10 protein-coding genes are annotated in these 12553 nt (G+C 42.5%); 6 read left to right on the forward strand and 4 right to left on the reverse strand.

Annotated features, from left to right (window positions below; genetic code table 11):
* The first annotated feature begins 64 nt into the window (after nt 1–64).
* The 3 genes from clpX (at nt 65) to IGI82_RS08425 (ending at nt 3016) form a co-directional block, all read left to right on the forward strand.
* Nucleotides 65–1309, forward strand: coding sequence for an ATP-dependent Clp protease ATP-binding subunit ClpX (gene clpX / locus IGI82_RS08415; protein WP_010748174.1), 1245 nt, complete (start codon nt 65–67; stop codon nt 1307–1309).
* A gap of 69 nt (nt 1310–1378) precedes the next feature.
* Nucleotides 1379–1963, forward strand: coding sequence for a ribosome biogenesis GTP-binding protein YihA/YsxC (gene yihA / locus IGI82_RS08420; RefSeq protein WP_005225967.1), 585 nt, complete (start codon nt 1379–1381; stop codon nt 1961–1963).
* A 171-nt stretch (nt 1964–2134) separates the two neighbouring features.
* On the forward strand, nt 2135–3016 hold the full coding sequence (locus IGI82_RS08425) for a helix-turn-helix transcriptional regulator (RefSeq protein ID WP_375820037.1): 882 nt from the start codon (nt 2135–2137) through the stop codon (nt 3014–3016).
* Between the two features lie 113 nt (nt 3017–3129).
* Here the strand turns inward: IGI82_RS08425 and IGI82_RS08430 are convergent, their stop codons facing one another.
* Entirely contained in the window at nt 3130–3306 is a 177-nt protein-coding gene (locus tag IGI82_RS08430; RefSeq protein WP_375820124.1) for an SPJ_0845 family protein, read from the reverse strand.
* A gap of 129 nt (nt 3307–3435) precedes the next feature.
* Here IGI82_RS08430 and IGI82_RS08435 point away from each other — a divergent pair, with 129 nt between their 5' ends.
* Nucleotides 3436–4767, forward strand: a complete 1332-nt coding sequence (locus tag IGI82_RS08435; RefSeq protein ID WP_087627415.1) for a hypothetical protein — start codon at nt 3436–3438, stop codon at nt 4765–4767.
* Nucleotides 4768–4809: 42 nt separating this feature from the next.
* On the opposite strand, the gene IGI82_RS08440 is transcribed toward IGI82_RS08435, so the two are convergent.
* The 3 genes from IGI82_RS08440 to IGI82_RS08450 are packed head-to-tail and all read right to left on the reverse strand — an operon-like array spanning nt 4810 to nt 8418.
* Nucleotides 4810–6735, reverse strand: coding sequence for a PTS fructose transporter subunit IIABC (locus IGI82_RS08440; protein ID WP_087627416.1), 1926 nt, complete (start codon nt 6733–6735; stop codon nt 4810–4812).
* A 13-nt stretch (nt 6736–6748) separates the two neighbouring features.
* Nucleotides 6749–7666, reverse strand: coding sequence for a 1-phosphofructokinase (pfkB, locus tag IGI82_RS08445; protein WP_087627417.1), 918 nt, complete (start codon nt 7664–7666; stop codon nt 6749–6751).
* Entirely contained in the window at nt 7663–8418 is a 756-nt protein-coding gene (locus tag IGI82_RS08450) for a DeoR/GlpR family DNA-binding transcription regulator (protein ID WP_005225973.1), read from the reverse strand. Before IGI82_RS08450 ends, pfkB begins: the two co-directional genes overlap by 4 nt.
* A gap of 205 nt (nt 8419–8623) precedes the next feature.
* Here IGI82_RS08450 and IGI82_RS08455 point away from each other — a divergent pair, with 205 nt between their 5' ends.
* Both IGI82_RS08455 and pcrA read left to right on the forward strand, forming a co-directional pair.
* Nucleotides 8624–10090, forward strand: a complete 1467-nt coding sequence (locus IGI82_RS08455) for an alpha-amylase (protein ID WP_015509620.1) — start codon at nt 8624–8626, stop codon at nt 10088–10090.
* Nucleotides 10091–10301: 211 nt separating this feature from the next.
* Complete coding sequence (gene pcrA / locus IGI82_RS08460) at nt 10302–12545, forward strand: DNA helicase PcrA (RefSeq protein WP_438842039.1); 2244 nt, start codon at nt 10302–10304, stop codon at nt 12543–12545.
* The last annotated feature ends 8 nt before the right edge of the window (nt 12546–12553 follow it).

The following is a 12553-nucleotide window of genomic DNA, read 5'->3' on the forward strand; positions in this document are numbered from 1 at the left end:
CAAAGTTAGTAAACAAAATTCCACTCCTTTAAATAGGTTGGAAAATTTTCAAGGGGTGAACAGTATGTACGATAATACAAACGGTAATGAAGCTGTTCGTTGTTCTTTTTGTGGCAAAACGCAAGAAGAGGTGAAAAAGATCGTTGCAGGTCCTGGGGTCTATATCTGTAATGAATGCATCGATTTGTGTAAAGAAATCATTGATGAAGAGTTTTACGAAGAAGCAATTCGTGAATTTACCGAAGTGCCGAAACCGCAAGAACTACTGAATGTTCTCAATGAATATGTGATTGGACAAGATCGTGCGAAACGGACATTGGCTGTAGCGGTTTACAATCACTACAAACGGGTCAATGTAGAAACGACAGCAGAAGATGTAGAATTACAAAAAAGCAATATTTGCTTGATCGGACCAACAGGTTCTGGGAAAACATTTTTGGCACAAACGTTAGCACGTTCACTAAACGTGCCTTTTGCAATCGCTGATGCAACCAGTTTGACAGAAGCCGGCTATGTCGGTGAAGATGTGGAAAACATTCTTTTGAAACTGTTACAAGCTGCTGATTATAACGTAGAAATGGCAGAAAAAGGAATCATCTATATTGATGAGATCGATAAAATCGCCCGTAAGAGTGAAAATGTATCGATTACTCGTGACGTATCCGGTGAAGGCGTACAGCAAGCATTGCTGAAGATCCTAGAAGGAACGACTGCTAGTGTACCGCCACAAGGTGGACGGAAACATCCACATCAAGAGATGATCCAAATTGATACCACCAATATTCTCTTTATCGTTGGCGGGGCGTTTGACGGAATCGAAACCATCGTTAAAAACCGTTTAGGTGAAAAAACAATTGGTTTTGGCACGAACAATAAGCGTCTTGAAGAAGGCGAAAGTGTGATGCAGCAAATCATTCCTGAAGACTTGCTTAAATTCGGTTTGATTCCTGAATTTATTGGCCGCTTGCCAGTGATGGCTGCCCTAGAGAAATTAACAGTAGATGATTTGGTGCATATTTTGACTGAACCAAAAAATGCGCTGGTCAAACAATACCAAAAGTTAATGGCATTAGATGACACCGAGCTTGAATTTGAGCCAGAGGCTTTGCGTGCCATTGCTGCGCAAGCCATTGAGCGAAATACCGGTGCTCGTGGGTTGCGTTCGATCATCGAGAATATCATGATGGATGTCATGTTCAATGTCCCTTCTGATGAGTCGATCCAAAAAGTCACCATCACGGAAGAAGCGGCAAAAGGACTTGGTGAACCAAAAATCATTTACAATGAAGAGACCAAAAAAGCAGTCTAATCGAGACCAAGTCGGATAGTTTCATTGCTATCCGGCTTTCTTTTTGAAAAAATAGAAAGGAGCGATTCGATGAAAGTACATGATGCTGAAATCGTCATCAGTGCCGTTTCTCCAGCACAATATCCAGCTACACCTTTACCGGAGATTGCCTTAGCAGGCCGCTCAAATGTCGGAAAGTCATCCTTCATCAATACATTGATCAATCGTAAAAATTTAGCCCGTACCTCATCAAAACCTGGGAAGACGCAAACGCTGAACTTTTATTTGATTGAAAATACGCTGCATTTTGTCGATGTCCCCGGCTACGGCTATGCAAAAGTATCGAAAACAGAGCGAGCGAAATGGGGGAAAATGATTGAGACATATCTTGAACAAAGAGAGCAGCTGCGTGCAGTCGTATCTCTTGTTGATTTACGTCATGCCCCCTCACAAGAAGATATTCAAATGTATGAGTTTTTGAAATACTACGAGATTCCAGTGATCGTGGTCGCCACCAAAGCAGACAAAATCCCTCGCGGGAAATGGAACAAGCATGAAAGCATGATCAAAAAAGCATTATCCTTTGATCCAGCAGATACGTTTATCCTCTTTTCTTCCATTACCAAACAAGGAAAAGAAGAAGCGTGGAAAGCGATTGAAGCAGCAATAAAATAAGCATCATTTAGGAAACCGAAGCAAGAAAGTCCTTTGCTTCGGTTTTTCTCATTTTACAGTGGAAATCAGCTGATTTAAGCTATTCTACGCAGCGTAGAGTGCTGAATTTGCTCCATTTTAGCGAAAATCACCTTGTTATTTGTTAAACTTGTAACAAGGAGGTGTGGTCGAATGCATGAATCATTAAGTAAAAAATTAAAAGAGTATCGATCAAGACATAATTTAACACAGAAGGAATTAGCTGCGAGGTTATTTGTTTCTGATAAGGCCATTTCAAAATGGGAACGAGGAAATGGGTTGCCAGACATCGAGACATTGGTCCGTCTAGCCGATTTATTAGGCACACCAGTGGAAGACCTATTAAAAGAAAAGAAAGAAACCTACTATTATGAATACAAAAGTGAACGGACGGTTCTGCGGCTTCCGTTAATGCACATTTTGATTCCCAATTTATTCTTATTACTGAATCAAGTGACGAGTGTTCGAGCGTTTTTTGTGCTGATCAAAGAGCTACCAACTGCCAGCGGCTGGTTTAGCCTTGGTGTCAAAGCCAAAGGGATTATTGCTTTGGGGGTTGTCAGTTTAGGCTTTTTATCGATTGGCTTATTGTCCTTCGGAATGTTGGGAATTGGGACAGTCAGTATCGGTGTCATTGCAATAGGGAATCTCTGCTTTGGCTTATTAGTTGGGATTGGCAATCTTGCGATCGGTTCGATCGTTGTCGGTAATCTTGGCGTTGGCTGGCTCGCTCTAGCAAATGTCGCATTTGCTTGGATTGGGGTCGCAAATTATGGTGTAGGGAGTTTTATGGCTGTTTTACCCGCAAATTCATCAACGGAAGATTTTAACCAAGCGATTCAACAACTCTTAGTCTCTGAGATCCCTGACTTGATCAAAACCACTATCTTTGAACCAATGATTCGTTTTACAAGCTCACCGATTTTTGTGGTGATCTTCGTGATGACGATCTTAACAACCATCTTTTTTATTCTTTGCTTGTTGACCATTGGCTTGGTGCGATTACGTCAAAGCATGTTGTATGAAGAGCTATAAGAAAACCTCTAGATGATGATTCTGATCGTTGAACTTATGTAGCTTCAGTGACTCATTTTCTATTTTGGCAAGTAAAAAAAGGCAGGGGACTGACGCGTCCTTTGCCTTTTTTATTAGTCTGCTTTCTTACTATCTTTAGGTTGTGTTTTTTTCTCTTCATCAGATTCGTTTTTCAAGAAACGCTCAATATCGTTTTCCTGCTTTTTCTTGTCTTTGTTGTTATCGGGAAGAAAGGCAAAATCATCAAACATTTTATCTAGCGAGTCTTCTCGTTGGAATTTTAAGCCCATAGGTTCACCTCCAAGCGCCTTAAGTTTACCACGAACGGTGGTAGATTTCATCAAAAAAAAGCGAAATAGTGTTCAATCGTTTCCCCCTTTACTATAATTAAAGAAAGGGGATAGAAAAGAGGGGTAGCGATGATCAAAACTGAAAAAATCTATGGCTTTCTACAATCAACCCAAATGGAAGCAGCACAGTTGCGTTTGTTGATTGAAAATTGGTTCGCTTTGGTTCGTCTTAGCTATCAGCCGACGGAATACTACTACAATCAGCAAGCAAAGAAACCTTATGATTTGGATGAGGTCAGTCAACTACTGCATAGCGCCCCTGAAAAAATCAATACGGAATTGATTGTGACGGACGGCCAAAATGAGTCCAGTATCCATATCATTCAAGAGGCTGTTTTACAACGGCACCTGTTTACGAAAGACGTATTTTCCACGCAAAAACCCGTGATTTTAAGTTACTTCGATGAAACGATGCAAAGAGATGGCTTGTTCGGCTATTTGCGTTCATATGATGAGTACTTGATGCATAACGTCGAGGGAATCGAGAAAAGGCAAAATTTTCAATCGATTGCTGAAATCAACGCGTTACCGAAGCGGAAAAATTTTGAACAAGAAATCGTCATCGACTGCAATCAGTTTTCTGGTTACGACGTCTTTTACAATGGCTATACACTGACTTCTTGCTGGCGCATGTACTTTTCGGCATTCTACGCGCATATCATTCCTCAGGTGATCATTACTGATGCGCAGCAGGTGGAGCAAGTGCAGGTAAGAGACCAAGGGGTTGTGATGGTGGAATTGTATCGAGATCCTTTCCAGTGGGATCACGAATTGAATCTATCCTACCAGCGATTGTTTCGCGATCAAACTGGAATCGATCAATTGACTTGGGATAACGGGGTCGGTATTTTGAGAGAACCATATATTGAATATGCCTTTGGCGATCACTTGATCCAAACCATCCAATACCAAAATGATCGACTGCAGCCAACAACAAAACGAAGCGCGACACATTTTGTCACCAGAAGCTTCGACCTCGTGAACGAAGAGTATCAAGAGCGGAGAGTGAAAGGGTATTTGAATGCCCAAGCGTATTTTCCTTGGGTGGATCAAGAGCGGTTGCGCATGATGGATTATATCGTATTAAAGCCAGATCTAACGATAGACGATGGAGTAGAGGCTTATTCATTCTATATTCGTAGCCATCTTGAGATTGAATATTCAGAGGATCGTTTTAAAGACTATACTGCTTGCCTGCAATTTTATTTGCCGGAGACTGCTTTGAAGCACTTACCGCTAGATGCTTTGAAAGCGGCCATGCCTGATGTTCATTTTGGCTATCTGCACCGCACGCGCAAATATACATGGGTCAATCTAAAGAAGGATGGGAAAAAACTACGAGTGTATTTTATGAACACCCAAAAGCTAGTCGAGCAGCAGCTTTTTACCAATCAAGAATGAAAAAGACCCGCAAGATCACGAGGATCTTGTGGGTCTTTTCAATTAAGCTGTTTGCTCAGGCGCTTTTTTCAACAAACCGAATACGACGCCAGAAACGATCGCACCGATCAAGATGAATAGCAAGAACAAAATTGGTTTAGATAATAATAGGACAACGAAGATCCCACCATGTGGCGCCATCAATTGGATATCAAAGGCACCGACAAGTGCACCAGTCAGGGCAGAACCGACGATAAAGCTTGGGATCGCTCGCAGTGGATCTGCTGCTGCAAATGGAATCGCACCTTCTGTGACGAAGGACAGCCCCATGACGATATTTGTCAAACCTGCTTCTTTTTGGTTTTTTGTAAATTTGTTTTTGAACAATAACGTTGCGACAAAGATTGCTAATGGAGGAACCATTCCGCCCGCCATTACAGATGCCATCACGACGCTACCACCTTCAGCAACGGTCGTTGCCAATGTTGCAGTACCAAAAACATAAGCGGCTTTGTTGATTGGGCCGCCTAGATCGGCTGCCATCATCGCTGCTAACAAAGCGCCAAGTAAAGCTGCGTTGGTACCACTTAAGCCAGTCAAGAAGCTGTTCAAACCGTCGTTGATAGCTTTCATTGGCACGTTGATCAGTAACATCAAGAAGCCAGTGATCAATAGGCCGAAAACAGGGTAGAAGAGGATCGTTTTGATTCCTTCTAATGATTTTGGTAAGCCTTTGAATAATGAACGTAAGAACTTGATGACGTAACCAGCTAAGAAACCGCCGATCAAGGCACCTAAGAAACCAGCACCACCTGTATTTGCTAACGCACCTGCTGCAAAACCGACGATCAATCCAGGTCGGTCACTGATACTTGAAGCGATAAATCCAGCTAAGACAGGTAGCATAAAACCAAATGCCGCGCTACCGATTTGATTGAACCAAGAAGCTGCTTGGTTGTAGTTTCCTAATTGACTCAAGGCATCTTGAGGGACACCCATGAACTGGTCCACCATGAAGGAAATAGCGATCATGATTCCACCGGCAATAACAAATGGCAGCATATGAGAAACACCATTCATCAAATCTTTATAGATTCGTTGACCGACTGAACCATCAGCAGAAGCGTCCTCTTTATCAGAAGCTTGGCCGCTACCATGAAAAACAGGAGCAGTACCGCTCATTGCTTCATTGATTAATTGCTCGGTTTTACGGATACCATCACTGACAGGACGGTTTACTAAATGTTTGCCGTCAAAGCGATCCATTTCTACTTTTTTATCAGCAGCTACGATTACACCAGTAGCTCGGGCGATATCAGCTTCTGTTAGACGATTTTTGATTCCTTCTGAACCATTTGTTTCGACTTTGATGTCAACACCCAGCTCTTTGGCTTTCTTTTTCAAAGCATCTTCTGCCATGTAGGTATGGGCGATTCCTGTCGGGCAAGCTGTAACTGCGACGATATAGGGACGTTCGCTAGCGGGTGCTGCTTCTTGGTTTGCCGCTTCTTCTGCTAAAGCATCGGCTTCTTGCTGTGCCTCAGCTTCTGAGAAAAGTTGCTGTACTTGATCAGCAGTCGTCGCTGTTTTTAATTTAGCAACGAAATCCGGATCGATCAACAAGCGAGATAGCGCTGCTAATGCTTGTAAATGAGTATCATTTGCTCCTTCTGGTGCTGCGATCATAAAGAAGAGGTACGTTGGTTGTCCATCTAACGCCTCATAGTCAACACCCGCATTACTTTTTGCGAATAAGACCGTCGCTTCTTTGACCGCACTGTTTTTGGCATGAGGCATTGCGATGCCGTCACCTAGCCCTGTTGATGTTTGAGCTTCTCGGGCAAGAATTCCTTCTTTGTAGACCTCGATATCTGAAATTCGTCCGACAGCATATAATTTTGCTACCATTTCATCAATGGCACCTTTTTTGTCTGTTGCTTGTAAGTCCATGATCATGGACTCTTTCAGCATCAACTCATTGATTTTCATTTTTTCCATCCTCCTATAGATTCACTTGTTCAATTATGACTTCCGGTAGTAATTCTTCGATAAATGACGCCTCAGCTAAATCATCTGAAAACGCAGTGGCACTGCCACAAGCGACTCCCCATTTGAATGCTTCAACCACATCTTTGGTCTTTGCATAACGCCCAATGAATCCAGCAATCATGGAATCTCCAGCGCCAACTGAATTTTTCAAAGGTCGTTTCAAAACATTGGATCGATAGATCTCATTGCCAGTAAAGAGCAGGGCGCCATCGCCGCCTAGAGAGACAATGACATTTTTAGCGCCATCCTTTAGCATTCTTTGACCATAAGGCAAAATATCTTCGATTGTTGAAAAAGAAGTTTCATAAAGTTCGGCTAATTCATGATTATTTGGTTTGATCAGCAAAGGCTGATCGGATAAAGCATCAAAAAGTTCCGCGCCGGTCGTATCAATGACAAATTCCGCACCCGCTTCTTTAACGATTTTGATCAATTCTTTATAAAAGTCGGTTGGAAGACCAGCTGGTTTACTTCCTGATAGGATGACGATGTCTTCGGCAGAAAGAGTGGCTAATTGGTGTTTCAATTCAGCAATTTCTTGCTGGCGAATGACTGGACCAAGACCGTTGATTTCTGTTTCTTCGCCGGATTTTAGTTTGATATTGATTCGTGTGTCCGCAGCGACTTGGGTAAAGTTGCTGCGGATTTCCTCTTTGGTCAGCCACTCTTCAATAAAACGACCAGTAAATCCGCCAACGAAACCAAGGGCAGTCGAGGCGATGTCGATGCGTTTCAAAATCCGTGAGACATTGATTCCTTTGCCGCCAGGTAGTTTAAAGTCTTGTTTCATTCGATTAAGGGCGCCGATTTCCAAATGATCGACATGGACGATAAAGTCGATCGATGGATTGAGTGTTACTGTGTAAATCATTGTATTACCTCCATAATGGTTGTTTTTGCTCTGAATTTCGCTAAATAGTTTTTTGGGCAATAATCGGTGATGATCGTCGCACCTTCGATAAAGGCAACTTGAGCAAAAGTCGTTTGCTGAAATTTGGAATGGTCTAGCAAGACATAGGCTTGTTGACTGTGCTCTAAAGCGATCTGCTTGATCAGGGCTTCTTCAGGATCAGGTGTTGTGAATCCAGCCTCAGAATGAGCCCCGTTCATGCCCATAAAGCAACGATTAAAGCGTAGTTTTCGCAGTTGCTCACCAGCATTGATCCCTAACACAGCGTTCGTCGATATCTTAATGGTTCCCCCTAAAATCATGGTGTCGATCCCGTGATCGATCAATAGGGAAGCGTGTTTGACGGAGTTTGTGACCACCTTAAGGCCTGTGATAGCCGATAGGAAAGGAATCATTTCGAGGGTCGTTGTGCCAGCATCTAAGTAAATGACTTCACCATTTTTGATCGTCTGGGCAGCTGCTCTTGCTATCTTTTGCTTTTCCGTTTGAAACTTCGCCGTTTTTTCTGACATGTTTGGTTCGAAGCCTAATTGCTGACTTTTCTTGGCTCCACCGTGAATTCTGACTAAAAATCCTTTGTCTTCCAACTCTTGCAGGTCTCGACGGATCGTTGATTCTGAAGCATCTAACAGTTGAATCAGTTCACTGACCTTGACGATCTCTTCTTGTTCCAATCGTGCCAAAATCGCTTGATGACGCTCCTCTGTAAGCATTTTCATCACCTCTTCACCTGCCATGATACCATATGATTCGTTCAAAATCAATCATAAACAGTAAAAAACATTCAAAATGAAAGCGTCAATAAATGGAATCGGTCATAAACGGTCATGATAACCGTCATTTTGATTTAATAGCTATCCTTATATTTGACAATTTTTACTATTATTTGGCTTAATTGAAGTAAGGGGGGATAAATAAATGAATAACAAAGTCATTTTACAAGGGTTCGAATGGGACCTGCCGGCAGATAGCCAGCACTGGAACAAATTGAAAGAAATGAGTAAAGAAATCAAAGAGTATGGATTTACCGCAATTTGGCTGCCGCCTGCCTATAAAGGGACAGCTGGGTCCGAAGACGTTGGGTATGGTGTCTATGATTATTATGATCTAGGCGAATTCGATCAAAAGGGGTCGGTGCCAACAAAATATGGGACAAAGGATGAATACCTAGAAGCCATCAAAGCACTGCAAGAACAAGGAATAGAGGTTTATGCCGACATCGTTTTCAATCACTTGATTGGTGCCGATGAAAAAGAAGTCGTTCCAGCGGTTAAATACAATACCGAAAACCGTAATGAACCGATCAGTGATGAGGAAGAAATCGAAGCTTGGACCAAGTTCACTTTCCCAGGACGTCAGGGGACGTACAATGATTACGTTTGGACGTGGCATAATTTTTCTGGTGTCGATTATGATGACCGCAACAAAGACCACGGGATTTTTAACTTCGCTGATAAGGGCTGGGAAAACCAAGTGGATGATGAGATGGGCAATTACGACTACTTAATGGGTTGTGATTTGGACATGGAAAATCCCGAAACAGTGGAACAACTCAATAAATGGGGCCAATGGTACCAAGAACTGACCGGCGTTGACGGGTATCGACTAGATGCGGTCAAACACATTGAGTTCAACTATTACGCGGATTGGATTTTAAACCGACGCGAGGAAAAAGGCAAACCACTATTTGTTGTCGGAGAATATTGGTCAGGGGATCTGCCAAAATTAGAAGAGTATTTGGATTCTTCAGGAAATTTGATTTATTTATTTGATGTGCCATTGCACTACAATTTATATGAAGCATCTCACTCAAATGGCGAATACGATATGAGCCAAATTTTTGCAGGTACGTTGACCGCCGCTCGCGAAGATTATGCAGTGACTTTTGTGGATAATCATGACACGCAGGTTGGGCAAAGTTTACAATCTTGGATAGACGGATGGTTCAAAGTCCATGCCTATTCATTGATCCTTTTACGTAAAGCTGGCGTACCAGTAGTTTTCTGGGGGGATTTATTTGGGATTCCCGCGCAAGAAATCGCCCCTGTCGGGGATGCGCTGGTCCATATGCTGAAACTTCGGGAGAAGCTTGCATTCGGGAATCAAGTCGATTATTTCGATGATCCTAATTGCATTGGCTGGGTATTAACTGGCGATTATGAACATGAGCTTTCTGGATTAGCGGTCGTGATGACCAATGCCCAAGGAGCGGAAAAAGAAATGACTATCAGTGCGATCCATGGTGGAGAGACATTCGTGGATATATTGAGAAACAATGAAGCGAAAGTTGTTTTAGATGATACCGGAAAAGGTGTTTTCCCGGTCAATGATGGGCAAGTCTCGATTTATGTAAATGAAAAACTAGTAGAGAAGTACTTTAGTTAACCAAAATCTTCAAACGAATAAAAAGGCTGGTAGGTTTACAGCCTTTTTATTATGTAAACAAACCAAGCCTGCTTTCTCTTGAAAAATCGCATGAATCGTAAGGGAAAAAATCAAAGCGCTTTTAATTAAAAGTTTTCAAAGCGTTCGGTTTTCCCCTTTCCCGGATAATGCTATAATTGAGAAGATTGAGAAAGAAAGGATGTTTAAAATCATGTCATCCAAAAGTGAATTACTTGAACGCATGAACCCACGGCAAAAAGAAGCCGTTATGCATACGGAAGGACCGTTGCTGCTGATGGCAGGTGCAGGAAGCGGGAAGACCCGTGTCCTAACCCACCGAATCGCCTATTTAATAGAAGAAAAAAATGTGAATCCATGGAATATTTTAGCCATCACATTTACCAATAAAGCGGCACGTGAAATGAAGGAACGGGTCAGTCAACTATTAGGATCGGGTGGAGAAGACGTTTGGGTTTCAACCTTCCACTCGATGTGTGTCAGAATCTTGCGCAGGGACGTTGATCGTATTGGCTATTCGAAGAATTTTACCATCATTGACTCTTCTGAGCAAAATACACTGATGAAACGGGTATTAAAAGAATTGAATATCGATCCCAAAAAATATGATCCTCGTTCTATTTTGGGAACGATCTCTCATGCAAAGAACGAGCTGTTGACACCTGAAGCTTACCAAGCCATGGAAGGTAGTCTATTTGAGCAGATCGTAGGTCGTTGCTATGAAAAATATCAAAAAGAGCTGCGAAACAATCAATGCATGGACTTCGATGATTTAATCATGAATACGATCCGCCTCTTCCAAGACAATGAAGATGCGCTGCAATTTTATCAACGGAAATTCCACTATATCCATGTCGATGAATACCAAGATACCAACCACGCCCAATACACGCTGGTCAATTTATTGGCCGCTCGTTTTCGAAATCTTTGTGTTGTTGGGGATGCGGACCAAAGTATTTACGGTTGGCGTGGTGCCAACATGCAAAATATTTTAGACTTTGAAAAGGACTATCCAGATGCCGCAACGATTTTGTTAGAGCAAAACTATCGTTCAACGCAAACGATTTTAAATGCGGCAAACCAAGTAATCAAAAATAACCGCAACCGTCCAGATAAAAATCTATGGACAGAAAATCATGATGGGGAAAAGATCACTTATTATCGCGGGGATAGTGAACGAGATGAAGCGCGATTTATCGTCAGTGAAATGCAAAAACAAATTGCAGAAAAGAACCGTAAATTCGGTGATTTTGCGATATTGTATCGGACCAATGCCCAGTCACGGATCATTGAAGAAATGCTTTTAAAAGCCAACGTTCCTTATACGATGGTCGGCGGCAGAAAATTCTATGACCGCAAAGAAATCCGTGATATTTTGGCCTATTTATCGGCGATCGCCAATCCGCGAGATTCCATCAGCTTAGAGCGTATCATCAATGTACCAAAACGTGGGATCGGTGCGACATCCGTCGAGAAACTACGAGCGTTTGCGAATCTTCATGAATGGTCATTGTTAGAAGCAGCCATGAACGTCGAGTTAGCGAATATTTCTGGAAAGGCTGGCAAAGAATTAGGGAGCTTTGGGATGATGATGGATGGCTTCGCCCAGATGGTTCCTTACCTATCAGTAACCGAACTGACGAAAGAAATATTAGAAAAAACGGGTTATCGTCAAGAGTTAGTCAACCAGAATAATTTAGAAGCACAAGCTAGACTTGAAAACTTGGAAGAATTTTTATCGGTTACCCAAGAATTCGACAAACGATTTGAGGCGCAAAACGAAGACGATGCAGATGCACCAGATGAGAAGTTGAGTGTTTTCTTAAATGACTTAGCTTTATTGTCAGACGTCGATAGTTATGAAGAAGAAAGTAGTCAAGTGACTTTGATGACCTTGCATGCTGCAAAAGGACTAGAGTTTCCAGTGGTATTTTTGATTGGGTTGGAAGAAAATATCTTCCCGCTTTCTCGTGCCTTAATGGAAGAAAGCGAGCTCGAAGAAGAACGGCGCCTTGCTTACGTGGGAATCACTCGTGCCGAGGAAGAGCTCTTTCTGACCAACGCTTTTTCCAGAACATTATACGGTCGGACCCAATACAATCGTCCGTCTCGGTTTATCGAAGAGATCGAACAAGATCTGCTGCAATCATTAGGCGAGCGTTCACAGCCGAAAGCTGCTGCACCGTTTCAACCAAAAGTGTTCAAACCGAGCTATACACAACCGCGTCAAACGACCGTCGCTTCTAAACAACAGACTTCTGCAGCTGGTAATACTTGGCAAGTAGGCGAGAAAGTTCAACATAAAAAATGGGGAATCGGTACCGTCGTTCGGACGACTGGCAGCGCGCAAGATGTTGAATTAGATGTGGCGTTCCCACAACAAGGCGTCAAACGATTGTTGGCGGCCTTTGCGCCGATTGAAAAAGTTGAAGAATAAGGAGGATA

Source organism: Enterococcus sp. AZ067, assembly GCF_051715005.1.
GTDB lineage: Bacteria > Bacillota > Bacilli > Lactobacillales > Enterococcaceae > Enterococcus_D > Enterococcus_D casseliflavus.

What these genes read in the sequence shown, in the direction of transcription:
- clpX (WP_010748174.1), top strand. Translation starts at nt 65, where the DNA reads ATGTACGATAATACAAACGGTAATGAAGCTGTTCGTTGTTCTTTTTGT.
- yihA (WP_005225967.1), top strand. Translation starts at nt 1,379, where the DNA reads ATGAAAGTACATGATGCTGAAATCGTCATCAGTGCCGTTTCTCCAGCA.
- IGI82_RS08425 (WP_375820037.1), top strand. Translation starts at nt 2,135, where the DNA reads ATGCATGAATCATTAAGTAAAAAATTAAAAGAGTATCGATCAAGACAT.
- IGI82_RS08430 (WP_375820124.1), bottom strand. Translation starts at nt 3,306, where the DNA reads ATGGGCTTAAAATTCCAACGAGAAGACTCGCTAGATAAAATGTTTGAT.
- IGI82_RS08435 (WP_087627415.1), top strand. Translation starts at nt 3,436, where the DNA reads ATGATCAAAACTGAAAAAATCTATGGCTTTCTACAATCAACCCAAATG.
- IGI82_RS08440 (WP_087627416.1), bottom strand. Translation starts at nt 6,735, where the DNA reads ATGAAAATCAATGAGTTGATGCTGAAAGAGTCCATGATCATGGACTTA.
- pfkB (WP_087627417.1), bottom strand. Translation starts at nt 7,666, where the DNA reads ATGATTTACACAGTAACACTCAATCCATCGATCGACTTTATCGTCCAT.
- IGI82_RS08450 (WP_005225973.1), bottom strand. Translation starts at nt 8,418, where the DNA reads ATGCTTACAGAGGAGCGTCATCAAGCGATTTTGGCACGATTGGAACAA.
- IGI82_RS08455 (WP_015509620.1), top strand. Translation starts at nt 8,624, where the DNA reads ATGAATAACAAAGTCATTTTACAAGGGTTCGAATGGGACCTGCCGGCA.
- pcrA (WP_438842039.1), top strand. Translation starts at nt 10,302, where the DNA reads ATGTCATCCAAAAGTGAATTACTTGAACGCATGAACCCACGGCAAAAA.